This is a genomic window from Myroides marinus (assembly GCF_900109075.1).
Classification (GTDB): domain Bacteria; phylum Bacteroidota; class Bacteroidia; order Flavobacteriales; family Flavobacteriaceae; genus Flavobacterium; species Flavobacterium marinum_A.
This window is the reverse complement of the sequence record NZ_FNYS01000006.1, coordinates 1-21,467: the sequence shown is the minus strand read 5'-3', so window position 1 is coordinate 21,467 and position 21,467 is coordinate 1. Positions and strand designations below refer to the sequence as shown.

Here is a 21,467-nt window from a genome sequence, read left to right as displayed (position 1 = left end):
TTCTTTTTCTCCTTAAAGATACCACCAAATTTAGTTTTATCACGTAAAGACAATGTGTAAATAACATTTTCTTTAATCTATTTAGAATCTCTTTAAGAAAAAATCACTATTTACACGATAAATGAAGTAACAGAAAATAAAAAGAGAACCTTATTAGATAAATAACTTTTTTAGAGAGTTATAAATTAGTTTTAGTATTTTTGACATCTTATATACAGAGATAAAAAATCTATATGAAAAAACTAATATTAGCAGCTTTTTGCCTAGGTATTGGAGGCTTAGTTTTTAGTGCCTGCGAGAAAGATGATATCTGTGGTGCTGATGAGCCTACTACACCTAATTTTTTAATTGAGTTTTACAGCTTTGATGACCAAGGTATTCCTAAAAATGAATTGGTAGAAGCTTTTGTTGCTGGTAGAGAAAAAGATTTAGTAAAAAGTAAAGGTAATAAATTGTTGATTCCTTTAAGATTAGATCAACCTGAATCTACATGGATCTTAAAATCAATAAAAAGAGTACAGAATCAGACAGACACTTTATACGATACATTGACTTTTAAATATAAAATCAATACTAGATATTTAAACAAAGCTTGTGGATATGTATCTACATTCTCTTTGAGTCAAGACGGAACTTCTCCTTCATTAAATGGAAATGCAGAACAAACTAGTGGTAATTGGATTAAATACTATACAACTGAGACAAATGAAATTCAAAATAGCGAAAAAGCACACTTCAAGATTTATTATTAATTGTGGTATTTTACTTCTAGCTTTTTCTTCCTTTGCTCAAGAAAAAACTACTAAAGAAGTAACTCCAGTTTTAACTGATTCTACTGCACAATCTCCACACTATTACCCTCAAAGGTATGGTATCAGAGTAGGAGTTGATTTGTTTAGAATAACACGTTCTTTTTATGACAAGACATACCAAGGTTTCGAAGTTGTTGGGGATTATAGACTAACTAAAAACTGGTATGCTGCAGCAGAGATTGGACATGATAAAATGACTAGAAATGAGAATAGTTATGGTTTTACAACCACAGGTAGCTATATCAGACTAGGAGGAAACTATAATTTACACGAGAACTGGTTAGATAGAGAAGATTTAATCTATGTAGGTTTTAGATATGGTTATTCTAATTTTTCGCAAACCCTTAATTGGTATCAACCTTATACAACTGACCCATACTTTCCAAAAGAGAGAATTGATGTTAATAAAAAGCAAAACGGCTTAAGTGCGCATTGGGTAGAGTTTGTAACAGGAATTAAAACGCGAGTATTTAGCAATGTGTTTATGGGATTCACTATGAGATTAACAGGTCTTATCTCTCAGACACAACCTGATGATTTTGAAAATCTTTATATCCCTGGATATAATAAAAAGCACAGTGGTAATATCGGTGTTGGTTTTAACTATACCATCTCTTATCTTTTCCCATTGTACAAGTCCAAAAAAGACAAAGTAGTTGTTCCTACACAAGAGTCAGAGAAGTTTGACTTAGAAGGAAATGCAATAGAGCAAAAAGAGGATCTAAAAATGATTCAAACTAATAAGAAAAGTAAATAATAATAAAGCCCTAAGAAAATATCTTAGGGCTTTTATATTTTTATAATCTGTCAAATAACTTTGGGTAATGTGTCACTACTCCTTTAGAATCTACTTCTATTGTTGATTCAAAATCACTCCATAAATTCTTATAATGGTAAGTCGTCTCTGATAATCTTTCATAGCGTTGTACTACCCTAGTGAATCGCTCTTCTATAGGATTAATATACAATACTGCAAGTTCTTTAGACTCTCCCACTTTTAGTTGTAGTCGATTAATAGGTAAAGAGTTGGTAAATGGTGTTACTGAAATATCAATATCTAAACAATCATGTAATTCTGGATGCTCTTGTTCATCTATAATCCATTGATTATTTAGCTTATACCCATGTATAGCATAGTTCTTATGCCCTACTTTACAAGTAATATCAAAGAATCGAGTCTCCCATTTCTGGTCAACTACTACTTGATATTCTACCCCATAAACTTGGTTGTTTTTGTTCCCAACTAAATCACCTTTACTGTGAATAGTTTCACCTTTATCAATCAAGACACACTTTTCAATCGATAAACTATCGATACCTGTCCAGACTATGTTTTGCTCCATATTATTGAAGTTTAATTGCTACTGTTGCTATAAATGTAGGCAGATAATGATCTACTACAAACCTTGGATTGGGTTGAAAAGCTTCTTCGTATTCTTTAATTAAGAACCCCGCTTTTAACTGTCCTCCTATTAAATCCTGAAGACTATGCCCGAAAACAAAGGCTTCATCTCTATTCTGTTTTTCCTCTACCTCTTTTGAAGATAGATCTCTTAAATCTGCATAAGGAATCTTATACTTAGGTTTGATGACTCCTTCGGCGCCATATTTAGAATCCTTATCGTGAATAAACACTACTGGATTATAAAAGCTACTAATAAGCCTTCCCCCATTGTTTAAGACGCGATAACACTCATTCCATACTAGAGTAACATCACTAACATATAGATTAGATATAGGATGTACAATAATATCAAAACTATTGTCTTGGAACATCTCTAGGTTTGTCATGTCTCCTTGAACAATAGTTAAATGTAAATTATCTCTATCCGCTACTTGCTTATCTTTGTTAAGCTGTTCCACAGACAAATCCATTACAGTTACTTTAGCTCCAGCAGCAGCTAAAATAGGTGCTTGTTGCCCCCCAGCTGAAGCTAGACATAATATCTTCTTCCCTGTTACATCTCCTAGCCAAGTTTTATCTATCGGTGTTGGCAATACAAATAAGTCCCAATCCCCTTGTTTTGCCTTTGCTACTAGTTCCTCACTCACTGGCATAGACCATTGCTGATTAGCTAATGCTTGTTTATCCCATGCTTTTTGATTGTGCTGTAAATACTCTTTTGTCTTTGTCATAATAATACTATTAAATAATTAGACCTCCATTGTTTAAATATTGATTAAACAATATTCCGCATACTTTAGCATCACTAAGAGCATCGTGGTGATTAAGAGATAAATTATATTGTTCAGCTAATTTGGCTAATCCTTTTTTATACAATTTATAAGTACAATGCTTCTCATACTCAGGCACAGCCAGGTTATAATACTCTAATGTCTTCTGTAAGACTGGAAAGTCAAAACCAAAGCCATTATGCGCTACTACATCTTGAAATTGTATAAAGGGTAATATCTTATGCCAAACTTCTTCGAATGTAGGCGCAAACTGTGTATCTTCTGGTGTGATACCGTGTACGTCAATAAATTTACTCCAATAAACATTCTGAGGAGGTTGTACAAGAATGTTTAAGGAATCTACTATAATTCCGTTTTCAAATACTACTAAGCCCACTTGGCAAATACTATTGCGCTGTGGTTGAGCAGTTTCAAAATCTATAGCGGTAAATTTATTCATCGAAGTATTGTAATCATAATAGCTAAGGTACTATAATTTTGTCTCAAAGTGTAAGTATGTTCTTAAAAATTATCATTTTGCTAACTATTTTAGCAAGCCTATTCCACTTAATAAACTCAGTTATACATTGTAATAGTAAAAAAGCGATTATAGAACAATAGATCTATAATCGCTTTTTATTAGTTCATTTTCTTGTGAATTATTTCTAACCAAGTCTTCCTATCATTTACCACAAACACGCATCGAGAATCATAAGTCTGTACCTCTATCCCATTATTCATAAACCACATCACTCTATATGGTTTTAAGACCGTCATCTCATCAAAAGGAATGCGAATAGTACTTTTCTGTATATTGAACTTATGTGAGTGAAATACTAATGTGTCTTCTGTTATTCCTAACTTTCCTCCTATAGCTTCTTTTCCTAAGAACATATTAGCCATTCCATAAGCTTCTAGCTCCTCACCTGCTACTAGTGGTATTTCTAATTTCAGTTCTACTTTTTTAGTAAGTTTATTGATTGACACATATATCAATACTGAAAACAATATACTATATATCAACCCCTTTATCAGATAGTTATCCCAAGTTTTTAGACTACCATCTAATAGCCAATCAAATAACATTATCACAGCTACGTATACAGCAAATATAACAGCCAATAATTTGATCTTATCTGTATTACTTATACCTATTGAGTCATTTCCTATTTTCATATTATTCTAATTTTGTCCTATACAACATTTAATATCTATAATAAATATACAAAATAAACAGTATCTGTATACCTACTAACCCGTAAAACAACCACAGTGCTGGCAATAAAGACAAAGGATTAAATCGAAGTGTAGTTAATTGTTGTAAAAGACTAGTCGGTCCATTACTTAATTTTGCCTTAGATAGAACATAATGAGTCGTTTTACGCTGTATCATCCCGGCTACGTGATTATCATCATTCAGGGCTATTAATTCGCGTTGTATAGCTTCTTTATTTGGCTTTTCTCCAAATAGATGTGGTTTATTCTTACTTAAGTAATTCCATAATTGTTCTACATATCCAGCGATAAACCCACTTCCTTGTTTTTCCCATAACATAGCTATGGCTTTTTGTATAGCATATTTATTAGCTACGATAAAATAGGCGACAATCATTACAAGTTGCAAAACGAAGATAATAATAACAGAGTAGTTGATATCACTAAAGAATGCTGTAAAGTTATCCCAGAAACCCGTTGCTTCACTCCCTTTTCTGAGTTGGTAAATCTTACTCATCGAATAGAAGAATATCCACACAGACAAAAAGGTACCCACTAGCATCATACCTATCCATCGGATCAAACAAGAAAAAACAATACTAAAAGACTGTAGTCCTTGTTTTCCTATCTCAACACCTTTATCTAGTACCTTCTTCATTTTTTATTTTAAAAGTACGGAGTAATCAATAAAACACAAAAATAATTATAACTTATACATGCTAAAAAAAGTTAAAAGACCTAAACATATTATCTCTAGTACACTAATAAATATTCAAGATACAGAAACTAGAATTCTAGTTACAATACCAGAATACTGAGCGAATAATAGATCTATAATACCTCTATTAAAACACAAAGTTCTAATAGAGGCACTATGGACACTCTCACTTTTGTATAAAAAAGGCCACCTAGTCACCTAGATAGCCTTTATATATTATCGCTATAGCAATAGCTTATGTAAGCATCGCGTATTAGTTTTTTAAGGATTTAATTCTACAATTTTATCCCCTTGTCTCACAATAATCTTACTTTTTTTCTCTTTTTTGAAAAGAATCATATTTTGGTAAGCTAATTCAAGCCCTTTAAGGATCTTTTCTTTTCTTTCGTTTCTCTCATTTCTTTCTTCTACTGTCATAACACTGTCTTAAAAGGTTATACTTCTCTTCATTGTACACTAACATTTCCTCTTCTAAGTTCTTTTCAGCCATTAGAATATGGTTCCCTTCTGAGTTATCAAAGATAAGTATTTGATCTACTATATTTATATAAATATCAAAAAGATTAACAATCCCATTAATATATCTTCTTTCAATCACATCAATAGGGATATTATGTCCCCCTTCACTAACTCTACTTCTAACCCTTTTCTTGGCTAGTTCAAAACTATCAAGCCAAAAGAACAATAAGGTTACGGTATATCCTTGTTCTTTTGCCAAAGCTATTCTTTGCTTATAGCTTTTTGTTGCCAATGTAGTTTCAAAAGAAAAGTTCTCATCTGCTTTTAATAATTCATCTATTCTATTAAGCATTATTCTTCCTGCTTCAAAAGCAACTTTCTCAGGTTGAAAAGGAGATAGTCCCTTAGCAATTTCATCTGCATTGACAAACTCCTTACATTCTAAAATTTCAGGTAAGATAGTAAAGGAAGCTGTCGTTTTTCCGGCTCCATTACAACCAGATATAATATATAGATTTTTCTTTTTCATCATATAAAAACTTATCTATCAATATATAAAGATACGTAATTATAAACAAAAAGGCTACCTAGTCACCTAGATAGCCTTTATATATTATCGCAATAGCAATAGCTTATGTAAGCATACCACCATCTACATTGATCACTTGACCTGTGATGTAAGCAGACATGTCAGAACCTAAGAACACACAAGTATTTGCGATATCCTCTGGAGTACCTCCACGTTTTAAAGGAATAGCATCTCTCCATCCTTTTACTACATCTTCTGGAAGAGCACCTGTCATCTCAGTTTCGATAAATCCTGGAGCAACAACGTTACAACGGATATTACGAGAACCTAATTCTAATGCAATAGATTTAGAGAATCCGATAACTCCTGCTTTAGAAGCTGCATAGTTAGCTTGTCCAGCGTTACCTTTTACTCCTACTACAGAACTCATATTGATGATAGATCCTTTTCTGTTCTTAAGCATTGTACGTTGTACTGCTTTAGTCATATTAAATACTGACTTAAGATTTACTTCGATTACAGCATCAAAATCTGCTTCAGACATTCTCATTAATAAGTTATCTTTAGTAATACCAGCGTTGTTTACTAAAATATCAATGTTTCCGAATTCTTTTAAAATCTCTTCTACCAACTTCTCTGCTGCTTCATACTCAGCTGCATTTGATTGATATCCTTTTGCTTTAACACCTAAAGCTGCTAATTCTTGTTCTAATTCTATTGCTGCTTGAGCTGAAGAACTATATGTGAATGCAACACTTGCACCTTGTTCTGCAAATGCCTTAGCTACTCCTCTACCGATTCCTCTTGTAGCACCAGTGATAATAGCGATTTTACCTTCTAATAATTTCATGTGTAAATCCAATTTTTGTATTTGAACCGAGGACAAATATAAACATTTTGTATTTTCTCAAGCTCCTTTTATGCTGTTTGTGCGTTTTTTCTCAAGAAAATCATATAAACAAGTGTGATAATCAACAGAGCAACAAAGTAATACGAATACTTCATCAAATCTAAATAATCTATCTTGCCATTAGTAAAACTAAGTAAAATCAAGATCTGCGCTCCATAAGGCAACACCCCTTGTATAATACAGGCGAAGATATCTAAGATAGAAGCTACCCTTGGTCTGTCTAATTCGTACTCTGTAGCAATATCTCTAGCTAAGTTACCCGCTACCAAGATAGACACCGTATTATTAGCTAAACACACCCCTATAGATGATACTAGACCTGCAATACCAAACTCTGCTCCCTTAGGAGACTTCATCAGCTTTTTCATCTGTTTTAACAACCACTGAATACCTCCTTGATCTTCTACCATCTTCGCCAGACCTCCTGTTAGCATTGATAATAGGAATATCTCATTCATTGATACGAACCCTTCATACGTTAGATTAGCAAAACCTAGTACATCAAAGTCATGCTGTACAAGACCGATAATTCCTGCCACTAAAATACTAATGAATAAAGCTACAAATACCTGTACCCCTACTAAAGCTAAGACAATGATTAATACATAAGGAAGAATAACCCAAAAGTTACTTGTATCACCTAACTCAAGAACTATATCTGTCGTTGATCCGCTCATGAAAAATAAAGCTACTATAGTTAATAATGCTGCTGGTAAAGCAAGCTTAAAGTTAGCTCTAAACTTGTCCTTCATCTCACAGCCCACTGTTTGCGTTGCTGTAATTGTAGTATCTGATATAATAGATAGGTTGTCTCCAAACATTGCTCCTCCTAATAGAGTACCGCATAATAACCCCATAGAAGTACCAGACTTCTCCGCTAGACCAACTACAATAGGTCCTAAAGCTACGATAGTTCCAACTGAAGTTCCAATAGCTAGAGATAAAAAACAAGCAATAACAAATATCCCAATAGCAAGATACTCTATAGGTACAACACTTAATCCCATATTGACCATCGTATCTACGCCACCAATAGCTTTAGTAACTGTAGCAAAAGCTCCTGCTAGTAAATAAATAATACACATGGTGATAATCTTACTATCTCCACATCCTTTGATTAAAGAGATAACTTTATCATTCATAGGAGTCTTATAGAATATCAAAAATGCTGATACTACACCAACAGATATAGCAATGGGTGAAGGCATCTTATAAAAGTCACCTAATAGAATACCACAGCCTAAAAAGATGGCTATAAAAATAAAAAAGGGAATAAAAGTGTAAAACTTGTTCTCTGACATAGTCCTAATTTTAATAATAATGTTATTACAAATAAGTTGCCAGAAATTGTAGAAATAAAACTTACTAAGAAAAGTAAACAACATTTTTTCCATCTCTGGCCTATCGATTGCAGCACCTTGCTTGTTGTTGCAGGTTGCTATTTTTCTACAAATCTCATTTTATGCAGAAAAATTCTTGATAAATATGACGCAAAGATAGTTTTTTTTATGCCAAAAACAACAAATCACCTCAATTTTATGACATCGACATTGATTAAGGAGTAATCTATCCCTCCTCACAAGAAAGTAAAGGCTTAAAAATAGAATAGTATTCGTCTAAAAAAAGCCAACTAGTCTTACTTACTCTTTTATATTATTTGAATTTATTCAATTCCCTTACTTAAAAATCTCTATTCTATTTTAGTACAAATTATAAGATATTCATTTTTCCTTTCTTATTTCAATAAAGTATTACGCTTCAAAAGCTTACAAAGTATCAATCTAATAATAATTATTTGTAATGATTCCAAATAAAGTCATATTACCTAATTTTACCATAATAAACACAGTATAAAAATAGGCATATGAATATCAAACACTACACTTTAGGATTAATGCTATCAGTTGCATATCCTACCTTTGCTCAAGAGCAAGTAAAGCCTAATAAAGAAGATGACACTCATTTAGAAGAAATCATTGTTTCTACTACTCGCCTTCCGGAGGTAAAACGCAATACTTCAAGTTCTGTAATTGTAATCACTCAAAAAGAAATAGAAAGTTATGCTCAGCTCAACTCTGATATGTCAGTAATATTAGGATTAGCTGTACCTTCTATTGGATTAAGTTCTAATACTACCAGTAATAGAAGTCAGACCTTAAGAGGTAGACAAATACTAGTTTTAATAGACGGTATACCACAGAGTACTCCACTTAGAAACACAGATAGAGATTTGCGTACTATAAGTCCTTATGCCATAGAGCGTATTGAGGTGATAGAAGGTGCGACTTCCTTATATGGAAGTGGAGGTGCTGGTGGTATCGTCAACTTCATTACTAAAAAAAGTAACAAAGACAAAGCTTTTAGTGGCAGTACATCATTAGCATTAACTGATGCCTTTATATCAAAAGGTAAAAACACAAACGGTTATAAGCTAAACCAACAGTTTAATGGTAAGATTGATAACTTTGATTATTTAGTCAATGCAGGGGTCATTAAATCAGGAAGATCTGTTGACGGTGAAGGAGAATATATCTCACCACGTTATGGATTAGGAGAAGTAACTACTCAAAACTTATTAGCAAAAATAGGATACGATATCAATGCTAATAACCGTATTGAGGCAATGTATAACTTCTATAGCGCTTTACAGAACACTGACTTGGTTGCCTCTGGTGGAAGATACTTAGAGTCTCCACAAATAGGAGTTATTGGCAAGAAAGATCCAGCAGCTAAAAACGAAGGAACAAAATATAATCACAACGCTTATTTAAAGTATACTAGTAAAGAGATTTTTACCAATACTGATTTAGAAGCTTCAGTTTTTGGTCAAAAACTATATACTCTTTTCGATTACAGAGCTCATAATCCTAAATCTCCTCGATGGGAAGAAACAGGTGGACAGGCTACTATTAAAGCTGAAAAAATAGGCACTCGAGTGAGTATTCTATCTAAAATAGACTTTACAGAAGATATTAAAACAAACTATATAGTTGGTGGAGATTTCTTATTTGATAAGACTAGCCAACCTCTTGTAGATGGCAGACTATGGGTGCCTGAATTAAAAGCGTACAACAATGCTGCATACTTACAAACACGTACTGTATTTTATAACAATCTAACTCTTAAAGCAGGTATTCGCTATGATAATATATCAGTAAAAGTACCTGATTATAAAACGATCCCTCTTAAAAAAGACCAAGAATGGCTTGCTATTCAAGGAGGTAATTTAGATTATAGCAAAGCTTCTTTAAATGCTGCTTTATCTTATAATATTATCAACGAGTTCAATCCTTATGTTTCATTCTCTCAAGGTCTTTCTATCTATGATCTTGGGCGTATTTTAAGGGATGCTAAGAGCGATGTCGTTTCTAAGATTGAGACTGATCCTGTAGTTACTAATAATTATGAAGTAGGGTTTACAAGTAAACTAGATAATAACTGGAACTTTAGAGCTGCTTACTTCTGGTCAGTTGCTAAATTAGGAAGTGATCTACAAGCTGGAGAAGGTGGTTTCTGGCAAGTAGTGAGAAATCCTCAACGCATTAATGGTATAGAACTAGCTTTAGATGGAAAACCTATTGATTGGGCTACTGTGGGAGGTAGTTTCTCTAGTTATGAAGGTAAAATGAAGTCAGATAATAGTTCTTCTTATGATACTTATATGAGTGGACTTAGCATAGCTGCTCCTAAATTAAGTTTATTTACAACTATAAATCCAATTAAAGATTTATGGGTTAACCTATACTATACGCATACTTCTAAGAGAAACCGCTTCACTCCTACTCCTAACAAAACAGGTGTGCTTACTTACCAAGAAGGCGAAGGAAAGGTCAGTCCTATAGATTTATTTAACTTGCATACCTCTTATCAGTACAATAAAAATATCCAATTATCATTAGGAATCGAAAACCTATTTAATAAAACGTACTATACTAGTTCATCTATGCTTGTAGCGAGAGATGCAGAATATGCAAGAGGTAATGGAAGATACTACACTTTATCACTTACTTTTAACTATTAATTCTAAAAGGGATAAAGTCCTATTTTAAACTTTATCCCTTTTATTAATTTCTTCTTATACCCCCTTATTTTACTAGTAAAATAATTTACTTTAGCCTATGTAACATAACATTCACAACTATGATTAAAAAACACTATCAAACCTTACTTGCATTAACCTTTTCGCTATTCTTCTTTTCTTGTTCTACTTTAAAAACTGTAGATGGTAACAAGAAGATAGATACTGCACTTGTGGGTATCTGGGGTGGAGAAGAAACAGACCAACAAATAGAAGGTGTTACTAAGAAATGGAAGATGACTCGTAAAGATGACGGTACATTCTCTTTAGAGTTCTTAGTTCAAATGGGAGATCACAAAAGAGAGAGTATAGAAACAGGTAATTGGTGGGTAGAAAAAGATGTATTCTATGAGTACCACAGCGTTTCGGGAAAAACAACGACTTATAAATACAAAGTTTTAGATAAAAACAATATTGATTTCAAACTTCTTGATGCTCACTTTAAGTTTAATGCTGATAGTTATACTTTTATCGATAAAAGATTAACAGAAGAGAAAACAGTAAAAGAACCAGGGCTTACAGTAGAAACAGCTATTAAAGTAAACAGTGTGACTGAAGAGTATCAGTACTTAAAGAAACACTATCCTAATTCTCAATTCTTAGGTCAAGCTTTAATCAATTCTGATAGAGATAAATACTATGATAAGTTAACCTTCAAAACAAAAGAAGGAGAAACTAAAAGTTTATACTTTGATATTACTTCTTTCTTTGGAAAAGGTTTTTAATAATAACAAAAAAAAATAGCTCCTGCTGAGGAGCTATTTTTTTTTAGATATTTTAAAATTTCAAGTTCTTCTGTATTTGAGCATTCTTTTCTAATGCCGCTTTATACTCTTGCTTAAGCTGACTTACTAGATCTTTTACACTTACCACTTTATCAATTCCAGCAGTACCATGTCCTGCAGACCAGATATCTTTCCATGCTTTAGCATTGTCTCCACTTAATTGAGAGAAATCCTCCTCTTTTTTATGAGACAAATCAACTCCAGCCTTTTCAATACTCGGCTTTAAGAAGTTAGCATTCACTCCTGATACTCCATCTGTATAAATGATATCATCAATACCAGAATCTACTAACATCTGTTTGTAGTCTTTAGAGGCCACACATTCATCAGTAGCGATAAATCGAGTTCCCATATAAGCGAAGTCTGCTCCCATAGTTTGAGCAGCTAACACATCATTTCCTGTATCTATACTACCTGCTAAAAGTACAGCTCCTTTAAAGAAACTCTTAATTTCAGATAACAATGCAAATGGGCTAGCTGTACCAGCATGTCCTCCTGCACCTGCAGCTACACAGATCAGTCCATCTACACCTGCCTCAGCAGCTTTCTCAGCATGTCTTTTCTTTACTATATCATGAAATACTAATCCACCATAACTATGCACAGCATCCACTAGATCTTTGACTGCTCCTAAGGAAGTAATGATCAAAGGAACTTTATACTTCACACAAAGTTGTAAATCAGGCATTAATCTAGGATTAGTTTTATTCACAATTAAGTTTACTCCAAAAGGTGCAGGTTTTATTCCTGTTTCTTTCTCAAAAGCATCTAGCTCAGTAGTTACCTCAATTAGCATCTTCTCAAAATCTTCAGAACTTCTACCATTTAATGCAGGAAATGTTCCCACTATTCCATTCTTACAACATTCGATTACTAACTTCGTTCCTGAAACAATAAACATTGGAGAAACAACAATAGGTAATGTCATTCTATTTTTAAACTCTTGTATATTCATAGTGATATAGTTTTTTCTTTTAGATCAATCTTTGATAATGAATGTAATTTACTCTAAAAAAATGACTTATTGAGTCTAATCTACTATATTTAATACCATAGTTAGTGTTATCACACTATTTTTTAACACTTTTATACTAATCACATCTTACTATCTCATCTCTGTTTTAAAAAAAACACAACCTTAGTATATTACATTCTAAGTAATTACAAAAAACTCTTAAAAAAATATCTTTAACAGAGTAGTCAAAACTTTACAGTAAATGCTAATATTTTGACTATCCTTTTATTTTACATTACTTTTGAAGTGCAAAAAAATAATATATTACAATGAAAAAATTATTGCTTTCAGCTGCTCTTGTACTAGCAGTAGCTTCTACAGCTCAAGCTCAAAAAGGACCTAAAAACGCTATTGGATTGCGTTTTGGAGGAAACCACGGTTTAGGAACAGAAGTTTCTTATCAAAGAGATTTATCTAAAAATAACCGTTTAGAACTAGATTTAGGTTGGAGAAACAACAGCGATTACGATGCTGTTAAAGTAACTGGTCTTTACGAATGGGTATGGAACATTGAAGGAGGATTTGATTGGTATGCAGGAGTTGGTGCCGCTGTAGGTACATGGAATTCTAGCTACTACCACGATCACAAAAAGCATTCTGACAGTGGAGCTTTTGGTTTAATCACTGGAACTATTGGTCTTGAATACAACTTTAAAGAAGTTCCTTTACAAGTAGCTCTTGACTTGCGCCCAGAGGTTTATTTAAATGACAGCTACCGAAATGGTATTTATGCTGACTTAGGTATCGCTGTAAGATACAGATTCTAATTTTTTTGCACCTGAAAACGACTTAAAACATAAAGCCACCTCTTTTAAGGTGGCTTTACTATTTCTACTTAATTGCTTTTAGAGCCTTAATTATTTGTTCTAATTTCCCTATTTTCTTAGTACTAGACTTTTTGTTCCAATACATATTTATTCCAGCCCATATCCCCAATACTGCGTAATAGCCGCCAATTAATGAAGAATCAAGTTTTAATATAAACGGATAAGAATATATCCCTATTCCCACTATAAAAAGCAGTAAATACACATTCATCCATACTTTTGACAACTGTAGTTGCTGTTTCTTTTCCTTTGTCAACATCTTAATATAATCAGTTGTACTCTGTGTCAATATCGAACTCGGTATTAATACATTTAAACGATAATAACTAATCATAAACATTGAGATAGCCACGATACAAATTACGCTTCCTAACACTACCCAAATAGACTCATAGAATACAGTATCTTTTAATAGTACATTAACTCCGATAATCCATCCCAAAGAGAATACTCCTATTATAGCCAGAATCCAATTCATCTTTACCTTCTTAAGTCGATAGGTATCTATAGACTTAAACACCTCTGCGATATTGCCTTGTTCTATTTTAGGAGTAGCCCAAAGCTGTTCTAAATTCACTTGATTACTTTCCATAATTATTAAGTTTTTGATACAGTTCTTCTTTAATACGATGTACTCTAGTACGCACATTAGCATGTGTAATTCCTGTTACATCAGCAATCTGTTTTTGATCCATCCCCTCTAGAGTCAGCGAAATAATAATTCTATTTATTTCTGTGAGCTCACTAATAGACTTGTATAGCCTTTGGGTATTTACCTCTTGGTACTCCTCCTCTACAGATTTACTGCGTTGTACCTTATCCTGATCAGAGACTACCTTTTTACTCCGCTCTATTTGCCTTAAACAAATATTTACAGCAATACGATAGATCCAAGTATTATACTCTGCCTCTGCTCTGAATTTGGGCAATTGATTCCACACATTGACAAACGTCTCTTGTGCAATATCTTTTGCCCAATCTGCATCATTGACATACCCTAGAGCCAAACGATAAATACGCTGCCAGTACTGCTGATATAATGACTCAAAAATTGCTTTATACTTACTCATCTAATTTGGGTTATTTATCATTTAGATACACAAGGTTTAAATATGTTACATGAATTTACATTTATAGAACAAAACCGCCTAAATTTTCTACAAACTAATTTTGAACACATTAGCACTTTAAGGGAGTAAAACAAAAAAGCATAGATTATAACAACCTATGCTTAAAATATTTCAAATCTGATTTCTTTACTTCTAATAGATAAACTTTAGAGCGCAGTATCTCTAATTGTTCTAAGTATTCTAACTCATTTACCTCTTTTATATATCTGATAAGATGATCGATAAGATACAAAGCCTTAGCTCTATATTTGATGACCTCCCCTACAGGATGATATACCTTGCTCTCTAGATATAAATCAAGATTAAACTTAATCATTTCCTCTTTTGTAATAGTCGAAAATTCCTCTTCTGCTCTTACTAAGACCTTCAGCATATCCTCAACCGTAAAGCGAATACCTCGTTCACATAACACCTTAAGAGCTAACACCTCATTCTGCTTAACAAAATACAAAGCTAAGGGCTCATTAAACTCTTCATAGCTATACCATCCGCCATGAGCACACGATATAAGCTCCTTATATCGTTTATCCTCTTGCCACTGTGTGATGATAATATCCCGAACCTCATTATGTGTTATTAAGTTTTGCTGCTGTTCTTCTACAGTAGTTTCTAAAGCATTATAATAATAAAACATACCATGCTGCTTATAGTACTTCTCTATATCTTTAGTCAACTTAGTATAACTCATAATTAGGCAAAAGGATTTAAATTAAGAAGTGTTTCATAATCTACCACTAAATCCGAAAGAATATCCAACTCTATAAAGTCTTTATTATCTATAGGTGTATTATCATCTACTATCTGTAATAGTTCTTCTATCCGCTCACAAATGGCTTCATAATCCATTTGATGTCTAATTCCTTTCATTCTTATTTTTGTTTACGCTGCAAAAATAAAATTATACTTCAGAAGATAAATACTTTTCTATGTTTTTAGTTTACTTGTTCATCTCCCTTAAGTAATAGATCTCGAAATCAGCAACATATAGTATAACTAGTTTTTCATATTATACCTGTAGCCATACTAAGATTATTCTTCACTTCTTAAATCACCGATTTCGCTTACTAGTTTTGGATAGTGTACTTGAAGTTCTTTACCTATATACGCAGGGCGATCCCACTGTGTATCAATTAAATCATAGTGCTCTATATCAGGATAAAGTTCATCTGTGGTATCAGTCACAAAGCTAGAGTCTTCTTTTCCATACTTAGCATCATACGCTAGATCACTTACATATAATAGTCCTTCTGCCCATGTATCACCTATGTCAAACTCATACTTGCCACTCACAAATACATTAATGTCTTTAAGAATATCATAATAAAACTCTTTCCCTTTTAGAATTAACCAACAACGAAAATAAATAAACCCATCTGTAGACATACAATCATCAAAATCATATATTCCATCCTCTACTTCAAAGTTATTTTCTAAGATTATACTGAGTTCAGCTATCTCTACTGTATCTAAAGCATTTATTTTTTTTCTCAACTCCATCTCAAACAAAATCATTTCGTCTGATTCTAGTTCAGAAAGTAAGGCTGTTAACTCATCAATGTGTTCATCTATATCATAGGTTTCCCAACTATTACTAGTATCAGCTTTAGCTATTAATTCCCAGAAGAATTGTTCATTCAAATCTATATTCATAACTACTCTTTTTATAGGTTATACTAAGATACGCTTTATTATATGGGGATTACTTAACTATAGAAAATAAAACGCCCCAAAAGCATGAGCACTTTGGGGCGTTTCCAGTTAATAATCCGACTTATTTAGATTTTATTCTACTTAAAGTCTCCTGAGAAACATTTAAGTAAGAAGCAACTATTTTATTAGGTAATCGCTGTACGATCTGGGGATTTTGTTTGAGTAGTTCATTATATCGTTCTGCTGCATCCATGGTAACCATAGCATGTAGCCTATTAGTGTTGTTGATATAAGCAAATTCTAAATACTGTCTGTAGAATTTCTCCCATTTAGGAACAAGCTCTAACAAATTGTAAAAATCCGAATGTGTAATAGAATAAACCTCGCTTATCTCAAGTGCTTGTAAATATTCAGATGAAGCAGAACTATTAATAAAACTCACAAGAGCTGTAGCAAACTGATTTTCAAAAGCAAAGAATCTCGTAGCATCCTGCCCTGCCTCATTAATATAGAAAATACGCAGACAACCTTTACACACAAAATATAGCTTCTGTGAACTAACTCCTGAAGAAGATAATTGTTCCCCTTTTTTCAATTTCTCATAGTGAAAAAAGGAAAGAATAATATCTAACTCTTCTGTAGTCACTTCTACTCTATCCTGTATATAATCAATTAGTTGCTTCATTTACTTTAATTATTTTCTGTTACAAAAGTACGGTAATAAACTAAGTCTGCTATGCTTAAAACCATCATTTTATGTTCTTTTGCAAACTCTAGTACCTCTGGTAATCTAGCCATTGTACCATCATCATTCATTAATTCGCACAATACTGCTTCAGAAGGAAGCCCTGCTAGTTTCATTAAATCTACAGCTCCCTCTGTATGGCCATTACGTTCTAATACTCCACCGTTCTTAGCTCTTAATGGAAATATATGTCCTGGACGAGCTAAATCAGTTGGTATAGCATTCTTACCACTTGCTGCGCGCACTGTAGTTAAGCGGTCAGCCGCTGATAATCCAGTAGTAACTCCTTTAGCTGCTTCTATAGTGATTGTAAATGGCGTTTGGAAACTAGAAGTATTCTCTGTAACCATATAAGGTAAATCTAATTCATCTGCTTTATCATTAGTCAGACAAAGACAAATAACACCGCTGCAGTAACGAATCATCATAGCCATATCTTGTTGTGACATTAAATGAGTTGAAAAAATTATATCTGCTTCATTCTCTCTATCTTGATCGTCTAACAGTAGAACTCCTTTACCACTTTTTAGGTAACTAAGCGCCTGATTAACTCTTTCTTGACTATCCCCTCCGAATTGACTTAGGGCTTTTTCTAATGTATCCATAATTTATTCTTTAATTAATCTTTCTGCATATTTACGGGCACGTGGAATAATTAAAAATGCTGAGGCATAAGCAACTGGCAACATCACACTCCATGCTTTTAGGAACATGAAGAACCATCCATCACCAAAACCATAGTTTCTAATTAAACCTACAAATGCCATAATTAATGTCATCGGAATGACAACAAATAATGTATTTACATACTTATAATACTTTGTATTCATATCTTTCATTTTTTAACAAGACAAAGTTCTTCTTCCTAAGCCTCTTAAACATTGACATAAGTCAAAAAATGAACAATGAGAAATGAGGAATCTGAATAGTGTGGATTTATAATCTATACTTTTAACAATAAAAAAAATAGAACCACTACACATCGAATGTAGAGACACAACACTTTGCGTCTAACATCCAGTATATCCACCTAATATGTAAAGTAGGGGCAACAATTTGCGTCTACCACAAATAAATAGAGCTACTGCACACACAGTAGCTCTATTTTGATAACCTTATTCTTTTTTATAAGTGAGAGTCTAAATCACATACTAAGTCTTAATCAGCGATAAGGTTATCGTTTTTTTATAACTTGATAGGGCAAAGATCTAGCCTTTAAACCTCCAAAACATTGACTTAAGTCAATAAATACCCCATATAAAAAAAGAAGGGCAAATAATTCCAATACAAACAAATAGAGCCACCGCATACGCAATGGCTCTATTTACACAACCTAAATTTATAAATGTTTACTTCACTCCTTGTTATAGTTCAAAAATTTATCTCATAGTTTCTAATGTAAATCAAGTGATGTCGAAGATAATCCGTGACAAAAAACGAAATCACAAAACAACAAAAAACCTATTCCTGATGAAGCGTCTGAGAAATCTTCTCTAAGTTAAGGCTATTCGCCATCGCAGAGAAGATATCATAATAAGTACTCTTATTCTCATAAAGTTCTTCATGCTTCCCGTTTTCCACAACTTTTCCCTTCTCCATTACCACAATATCATGCGCATCAATAATCTGGGAAATACTATGCGAAACAATTATAACAGTTCTATTTTCCTTAATCGCATCTAAGCTCTTTTTGATTTGCTCTGTAGCGATAGCATCTAAGCTCGCTGTAGGTTCATCTAAGAAGATAATAGCTGGATCCTTTAAGAACAATCTAGCGATAGCTATACGCTGTTGTTGGCCCCCTGATAAAAGTCTAGCATCAGATTCATACCCCTGAGGAAGTTCTGTAATCTGCTCGTGTATATACGCTTTTTGAGCAGCTAATTCTACTTCTTCTATCGTTGCATCAGGATTACCATAACGGATGTTCTCCGCTATACTGCCTTGAAAGATATGGTTCTTTTGAAGCACCAATCCTATATGTTTACGCAATTCCTTAGTATCGTATTCTCTCAAGTCTACACCATCTAGAAGGATTTGTCCAGCGCTAGGAGCATAGAATTTGTCTAACAGATTAATCACCGTACTCTTACCCGCTCCACTAAGTCCAACTAATGCTGTAGTCTGATTAGGTTCTATAGTCATAGACACATCCTTTAAAGCACTAGTTCCATTAGGATAGTCAAATGATACATTCTTAATTTCTATCTCTCCTTTGATATCAGTAGGAATATAACTTCCTGTAGTCTCTACCTCGTGATCAGCCTCGATAATTTCAAAGAAAGTCTCTGAGTAAATCATCGCATCATTTACATCGTCATAGATACGGTGTAGTTGGCGAATAGGCGCGGTAACGTTGTTAAACAATAATACGTGAAACATAATAGCCCCTACTGTCATCTGTCCTTTAAGAACAAAGTAAGCTGTCATTAAGATAATCACTACTAAACCAAACTGTTCTATAAAACCTTTTACTGCATCAAACACAAAACTCATTCGTCTAGTCTGAAGTTGATTCTCAGTCATATCATACTGAATTTCCTCATGTTTTTCAGCTTCCAGAGGTTCTCTTACAAAGGATTTAATAACCGTGATAGAATTAATAAGCGAGATAATACCGTTATTCTTATTCTCTCTATAGCTACGCATTTTTCGTCTAAACCCTTTTAGTTTACTTGCCTGAAGTTGACTCACATAAAAGTAAAGCGGTATCATCGCTGTACTTACCAGTCCCACATACACATTAGCTGTATATATGAAGATAAGTGCTACAATAGCATTGGCAAACAAAGGCAAGATATCAATAAAGAAGTTTTGTATCAATCTAGTGATACTCCCTATCCCTTGATCTATACGAGTCTGAAGCTTTCCACTGTCATTCTCGTCAGAGGTATAGAACGCCATGCGATACGTTAGTATCTTATTAACTACTAACTGTGATACGTCTCTAGAAACATAAATACGAAGCTTCTCTCCAAAGAACTTTTGCCCAAATTGAATAAACGCATTTAAAATCTCTTTAACAATTAATACAACGCTGCTAAACAATAGCATCTTGTATCCCCAAGCCAAATCCTTTACCCCGCTTACTACCTCATTTAATGTATCCACCATCGAGCGAATAATTAAAGCATTGACTTGCACAGCAAAAGAACCTATGGCAGTAAGAACTAATGTTCCTACTATCAACCTTTTATAAGGCATTACAAAAGGTTTTATCTTTCTAAGTATCTGTATTAAATTCATAAGGCAAAGATAGAATTGTTCTAAATAAAAAGCTTTGATTTATGTCAATAAATCTATTTTTATTCCAACCCAAAAACACGAATTGTTTAATTTATCTTAATAATACCTTATCTCATTACTACCTGTTTATAAACAGTTAATTTTACCCCCTTATTTATAAAACAAACAATATGAAAAAAACAACTTTATCACTAATTACAGTACTAGCCTTAGGCTTTACTGCAAATGCTCAAACTCCTGATGTAAAAATTGGAGTTAAAGGGGGATTAAATATCTCTAACTTAACCAATACAACTCACGGATCATCACTTACAGGCTTTCATATTGGTGGAGTAGCTGAGATTTTCGTTAACCAAAAATTCTCTATCCAACCAGAAATACTATTTTCTTATCAAGGATCAGCTTATGACGGACCATATATGTTGGATAATAAACTTGTGAATATTGACTCTAAAACAGAGCTTGGTTATATCAATATTCCTGTGATGGCTAAATATTACATCGTTAAAGGACTAAACCTACAGGTAGGTCCTCAATTCGGTTTCTTAACTAATGCTAAATACAAAATAGACAGTGCTACTTTACTAGGTCACCCATTACCTATTGAAGACAGTAGTGTATCTGTTAAAGATGCCTATAACACATTTGACTTTGGTATCAACTTCGGTGCGGGTTATGAGCTTCCTGTAGGTGTATTCTTTGACGCTCGCTATAACGTAGGTCTTACGAATGTAAACAAATATGGCAATAGCTCTAACAATGGAGTATTCCAACTATCTGTAGGATATAAATTCTAATACTAAATAAGGTTCTTATCAGTTGATAAGAACCTTATCTTTTATATCTAACTATTGAGTTATCTGTTTAGCTTCCGTTAATCATATTTAAAGAAGTTGGTTTTGCCTTAACCATCTTAACAATTGTGTTATGAAAAATTGTTTCCTTAAATACGGATCTATTTAATCTATATACGAACTCATTAAAATAAGCTTGGATATATTTCTTATTGATATGTGAAGGTACTGTCCTAATCCACGACTTAAGTTGGTGAATTATTACATGTAGTTCTTTAAAATTAGCTCCTTTATCACTTTCTTTTTGAGTAATATTATATTTCTTTTTCAAAGGATTGTACCCTCTCCATTTATCTGTAACTACATTAGCATCTTGTGA

Annotated in this window: 26 protein-coding genes and 1 riboswitch; of the genes, 6 read left to right on the top strand and 20 right to left on the bottom strand. The window is 33.2% G+C overall.

The window, feature by feature from the left end; all coding sequences use genetic code 11:
- The first annotated feature begins 233 nt into the window (after positions 1-233).
- Together BMX53_RS08070 and BMX53_RS08065 are read left to right on the top strand one after the other, a co-directional pair.
- On the top strand, positions 234-752 hold the full coding sequence (locus tag BMX53_RS08070) for a DUF6452 family protein (RefSeq protein WP_063176168.1): 519 nt from the start codon (positions 234-236) through the stop codon (positions 750-752).
- Positions 706-1,569: a DUF6048 family protein gene (locus tag BMX53_RS08065; protein ID WP_063176167.1), complete on the top strand. Its 864-nt coding sequence runs from the start codon at positions 706-708 to the stop codon at positions 1,567-1,569. Before BMX53_RS08070 ends, BMX53_RS08065 begins: the two co-directional genes overlap by 47 nt.
- A 40-nt stretch (positions 1,570-1,609) precedes the next feature.
- Here the strand turns inward: BMX53_RS08065 and BMX53_RS08060 are convergent, their stop codons facing one another.
- The 9 genes from BMX53_RS08060 to BMX53_RS08025 all read right to left on the bottom strand — a co-directional run bounded on the left by BMX53_RS08060 (position 1,610) and on the right by BMX53_RS08025 (position 8,203).
- Positions 1,610-2,155 (bottom strand): putative glycolipid-binding domain-containing protein, encoded by a 546-nt coding sequence (locus BMX53_RS08060; RefSeq protein WP_063176166.1) that lies wholly within the window; start codon positions 2,153-2,155, stop codon positions 1,610-1,612.
- A 1-nt stretch (position 2,156) separates the two neighbouring features.
- Complete coding sequence (locus BMX53_RS08055; protein WP_063176165.1) at positions 2,157-2,948, bottom strand: class I SAM-dependent methyltransferase; 792 nt, start codon at positions 2,946-2,948, stop codon at positions 2,157-2,159.
- Between the two features lie 10 nt (positions 2,949-2,958).
- A complete protein-coding gene (locus tag BMX53_RS08050; protein WP_063176164.1) occupies positions 2,959-3,447 on the bottom strand; it encodes an exonuclease domain-containing protein in 489 nt (162 codons plus the stop codon).
- 179 nt (positions 3,448-3,626) lie between these two features.
- The gene (locus BMX53_RS08045; RefSeq protein ID WP_063176163.1) at positions 3,627-4,163 is read right to left on the bottom strand and encodes a PH domain-containing protein; all 537 of its coding nucleotides are present in this window, start codon (positions 4,161-4,163) and stop codon (positions 3,627-3,629) included.
- A 28-nt stretch (positions 4,164-4,191) separates the two neighbouring features.
- Positions 4,192-4,860 carry a hypothetical protein gene (locus BMX53_RS08040; protein WP_063176162.1) on the bottom strand — a complete coding sequence of 223 codons (669 nt, stop codon included), beginning with the start codon at positions 4,858-4,860 and terminating at the stop codon, positions 4,192-4,194.
- Between the two features lie 321 nt (positions 4,861-5,181).
- Entirely contained in the window at positions 5,182-5,337 is a 156-nt protein-coding gene (locus BMX53_RS19085; RefSeq protein WP_165589536.1) for a hypothetical protein, read from the bottom strand.
- Positions 5,315-5,908, bottom strand: coding sequence for an ATPase (locus BMX53_RS08035; protein ID WP_063176174.1), 594 nt, complete (start codon positions 5,906-5,908; stop codon positions 5,315-5,317). The genes BMX53_RS19085 and BMX53_RS08035 overlap by 23 nt, the downstream gene beginning before the upstream one ends.
- Positions 5,909-6,011: 103 nt before the next feature.
- Positions 6,012-6,758, bottom strand: coding sequence for a 3-oxoacyl-[acyl-carrier-protein] reductase (gene fabG, locus BMX53_RS08030; RefSeq protein WP_038986606.1), 747 nt, complete (start codon positions 6,756-6,758; stop codon positions 6,012-6,014).
- A gap of 68 nt (positions 6,759-6,826) precedes the next feature.
- Positions 6,827-8,203, bottom strand: a complete 1,377-nt coding sequence (locus BMX53_RS08025) for a Na+/H+ antiporter NhaC family protein (protein WP_350328223.1) — start codon at positions 8,201-8,203, stop codon at positions 6,827-6,829.
- Positions 8,193-8,306, bottom strand: a riboswitch (SAM-I-IV-variant riboswitch). It overlaps the preceding gene by 11 nt.
- 376 nt (positions 8,307-8,682) lie before the next feature.
- On the opposite strand from BMX53_RS08025, the gene BMX53_RS08020 reads away from it, so the two are divergent.
- Positions 8,683-10,839 carry a TonB-dependent receptor gene (locus BMX53_RS08020; protein ID WP_063176161.1) on the top strand — a complete coding sequence of 719 codons (2,157 nt, stop codon included), beginning with the start codon at positions 8,683-8,685 and terminating at the stop codon, positions 10,837-10,839.
- Between the two features lie 119 nt (positions 10,840-10,958).
- Positions 10,959-11,621 (top strand): hypothetical protein, encoded by a 663-nt coding sequence (locus BMX53_RS08015; RefSeq protein ID WP_063176160.1) that lies wholly within the window; start codon positions 10,959-10,961, stop codon positions 11,619-11,621.
- A gap of 52 nt (positions 11,622-11,673) precedes the next feature.
- Here the strand turns inward: BMX53_RS08015 and BMX53_RS08010 are convergent, their stop codons facing one another.
- A complete protein-coding gene (locus BMX53_RS08010; RefSeq protein WP_063176159.1) occupies positions 11,674-12,636 on the bottom strand; it encodes an NAD(P)H-dependent flavin oxidoreductase in 963 nt (320 codons plus the stop codon).
- A gap of 329 nt (positions 12,637-12,965) precedes the next feature.
- Here BMX53_RS08010 and BMX53_RS08005 point away from each other — a divergent pair, with 329 nt between their 5' ends.
- Positions 12,966-13,463, top strand: coding sequence for a hypothetical protein (locus BMX53_RS08005; RefSeq protein WP_063176158.1), 498 nt, complete (start codon positions 12,966-12,968; stop codon positions 13,461-13,463).
- Positions 13,464-13,527: 64 nt separating this feature from the next.
- Here the strand turns inward: BMX53_RS08005 and BMX53_RS08000 are convergent, their stop codons facing one another.
- From BMX53_RS08000 to BMX53_RS07965, 9 genes are all read right to left on the bottom strand, one after another.
- The gene (locus BMX53_RS08000; protein WP_063176157.1) at positions 13,528-14,115 is read right to left on the bottom strand and encodes a hypothetical protein; all 588 of its coding nucleotides are present in this window, start codon (positions 14,113-14,115) and stop codon (positions 13,528-13,530) included.
- Positions 14,105-14,593, bottom strand: a complete 489-nt coding sequence (locus tag BMX53_RS07995) for an RNA polymerase sigma factor (RefSeq protein ID WP_063176156.1) — start codon at positions 14,591-14,593, stop codon at positions 14,105-14,107. Before BMX53_RS07995 ends, BMX53_RS08000 begins: the two co-directional genes overlap by 11 nt.
- Before the next feature lie 145 nt (positions 14,594-14,738).
- Positions 14,739-15,341, bottom strand: a complete 603-nt coding sequence (locus BMX53_RS07990) for a hypothetical protein (protein ID WP_063176155.1) — start codon at positions 15,339-15,341, stop codon at positions 14,739-14,741.
- 2 nt (positions 15,342-15,343) lie between these two features.
- Entirely contained in the window at positions 15,344-15,520 is a 177-nt protein-coding gene (locus tag BMX53_RS18970) for an XRE family transcriptional regulator (RefSeq protein ID WP_116355019.1), read from the bottom strand.
- A 162-nt stretch (positions 15,521-15,682) separates the two neighbouring features.
- Positions 15,683-16,303, bottom strand: coding sequence for a DUF4240 domain-containing protein (locus BMX53_RS07985; RefSeq protein WP_074745607.1), 621 nt, complete (start codon positions 16,301-16,303; stop codon positions 15,683-15,685).
- A gap of 121 nt (positions 16,304-16,424) precedes the next feature.
- Positions 16,425-16,988: a Crp/Fnr family transcriptional regulator gene (locus BMX53_RS07980; RefSeq protein WP_074745605.1), complete on the bottom strand. Its 564-nt coding sequence runs from the start codon at positions 16,986-16,988 to the stop codon at positions 16,425-16,427.
- A gap of 5 nt (positions 16,989-16,993) precedes the next feature.
- Positions 16,994-17,653, bottom strand: coding sequence for a 3,4-dihydroxy-2-butanone-4-phosphate synthase (gene ribB, locus BMX53_RS07975; protein ID WP_074745603.1), 660 nt, complete (start codon positions 17,651-17,653; stop codon positions 16,994-16,996).
- Positions 17,654-17,656: 3 nt separating this feature from the next.
- A complete protein-coding gene (locus BMX53_RS07970) occupies positions 17,657-17,878 on the bottom strand; it encodes a DUF2798 domain-containing protein (RefSeq protein ID WP_038986659.1) in 222 nt (73 codons plus the stop codon).
- 631 nt (positions 17,879-18,509) lie between these two features.
- On the bottom strand, positions 18,510-20,294 hold the full coding sequence (locus BMX53_RS07965; RefSeq protein WP_063176151.1) for an ABC transporter ATP-binding protein: 1,785 nt from the start codon (positions 20,292-20,294) through the stop codon (positions 18,510-18,512).
- Positions 20,295-20,464: 170 nt separating this feature from the next.
- Here BMX53_RS07965 and BMX53_RS07960 point away from each other — a divergent pair, with 170 nt between their 5' ends.
- On the top strand, positions 20,465-21,091 hold the full coding sequence (locus BMX53_RS07960) for a porin family protein (RefSeq protein ID WP_063176150.1): 627 nt from the start codon (positions 20,465-20,467) through the stop codon (positions 21,089-21,091).
- Between the two features lie 67 nt (positions 21,092-21,158).
- On the opposite strand, the gene BMX53_RS07955 is transcribed toward BMX53_RS07960, so the two are convergent.
- Positions 21,159-21,467: transposase (locus BMX53_RS07955; protein ID WP_143061410.1), on the bottom strand; the 309-nt coding region annotated here is incomplete at its 5' end.

What these genes read in the sequence shown, in the direction of transcription:
- BMX53_RS08070 (WP_063176168.1), top strand. Translation starts at nt 234, where the DNA reads ATGAAAAAACTAATATTAGCAGCTTTTTGCCTAGGTATTGGAGGCTTA.
- BMX53_RS08065 (WP_063176167.1), top strand. Translation starts at nt 706, where the DNA reads ATGAAATTCAAAATAGCGAAAAAGCACACTTCAAGATTTATTATTAAT.
- BMX53_RS08060 (WP_063176166.1), bottom strand. Translation starts at nt 2,155, where the DNA reads ATGGAGCAAAACATAGTCTGGACAGGTATCGATAGTTTATCGATTGAA.
- BMX53_RS08055 (WP_063176165.1), bottom strand. Translation starts at nt 2,948, where the DNA reads ATGACAAAGACAAAAGAGTATTTACAGCACAATCAAAAAGCATGGGAT.
- BMX53_RS08050 (WP_063176164.1), bottom strand. Translation starts at nt 3,447, where the DNA reads ATGAATAAATTTACCGCTATAGATTTTGAAACTGCTCAACCACAGCGC.
- BMX53_RS08045 (WP_063176163.1), bottom strand. Translation starts at nt 4,163, where the DNA reads ATGAAAATAGGAAATGACTCAATAGGTATAAGTAATACAGATAAGATC.
- BMX53_RS08040 (WP_063176162.1), bottom strand. Translation starts at nt 4,860, where the DNA reads ATGAAGAAGGTACTAGATAAAGGTGTTGAGATAGGAAAACAAGGACTA.
- BMX53_RS19085 (WP_165589536.1), bottom strand. Translation starts at nt 5,337, where the DNA reads ATGACAGTAGAAGAAAGAAATGAGAGAAACGAAAGAAAAGAAAAGATC.
- BMX53_RS08035 (WP_063176174.1), bottom strand. Translation starts at nt 5,908, where the DNA reads ATGAAAAAGAAAAATCTATATATTATATCTGGTTGTAATGGAGCCGGA.
- fabG (WP_038986606.1), bottom strand. Translation starts at nt 6,758, where the DNA reads ATGAAATTATTAGAAGGTAAAATCGCTATTATCACTGGTGCTACAAGA.
- BMX53_RS08025 (WP_350328223.1), bottom strand. Translation starts at nt 8,203, where the DNA reads ATGTTGTTTACTTTTCTTAGTAAGTTTTATTTCTACAATTTCTGGCAA.
- BMX53_RS08020 (WP_063176161.1), top strand. Translation starts at nt 8,683, where the DNA reads ATGAATATCAAACACTACACTTTAGGATTAATGCTATCAGTTGCATAT.
- BMX53_RS08015 (WP_063176160.1), top strand. Translation starts at nt 10,959, where the DNA reads ATGATTAAAAAACACTATCAAACCTTACTTGCATTAACCTTTTCGCTA.
- BMX53_RS08010 (WP_063176159.1), bottom strand. Translation starts at nt 12,636, where the DNA reads ATGAATATACAAGAGTTTAAAAATAGAATGACATTACCTATTGTTGTT.
- BMX53_RS08005 (WP_063176158.1), top strand. Translation starts at nt 12,966, where the DNA reads ATGAAAAAATTATTGCTTTCAGCTGCTCTTGTACTAGCAGTAGCTTCT.
- BMX53_RS08000 (WP_063176157.1), bottom strand. Translation starts at nt 14,115, where the DNA reads ATGGAAAGTAATCAAGTGAATTTAGAACAGCTTTGGGCTACTCCTAAA.
- BMX53_RS07995 (WP_063176156.1), bottom strand. Translation starts at nt 14,593, where the DNA reads ATGAGTAAGTATAAAGCAATTTTTGAGTCATTATATCAGCAGTACTGG.
- BMX53_RS07990 (WP_063176155.1), bottom strand. Translation starts at nt 15,341, where the DNA reads ATGAGTTATACTAAGTTGACTAAAGATATAGAGAAGTACTATAAGCAG.
- BMX53_RS18970 (WP_116355019.1), bottom strand. Translation starts at nt 15,520, where the DNA reads ATGAAAGGAATTAGACATCAAATGGATTATGAAGCCATTTGTGAGCGG.
- BMX53_RS07985 (WP_074745607.1), bottom strand. Translation starts at nt 16,303, where the DNA reads ATGAATATAGATTTGAATGAACAATTCTTCTGGGAATTAATAGCTAAA.
- BMX53_RS07980 (WP_074745605.1), bottom strand. Translation starts at nt 16,988, where the DNA reads ATGAAGCAACTAATTGATTATATACAGGATAGAGTAGAAGTGACTACA.
- ribB (WP_074745603.1), bottom strand. Translation starts at nt 17,653, where the DNA reads ATGGATACATTAGAAAAAGCCCTAAGTCAATTCGGAGGGGATAGTCAA.
- BMX53_RS07970 (WP_038986659.1), bottom strand. Translation starts at nt 17,878, where the DNA reads ATGAATACAAAGTATTATAAGTATGTAAATACATTATTTGTTGTCATT.
- BMX53_RS07965 (WP_063176151.1), bottom strand. Translation starts at nt 20,294, where the DNA reads ATGAATTTAATACAGATACTTAGAAAGATAAAACCTTTTGTAATGCCT.
- BMX53_RS07960 (WP_063176150.1), top strand. Translation starts at nt 20,465, where the DNA reads ATGAAAAAAACAACTTTATCACTAATTACAGTACTAGCCTTAGGCTTT.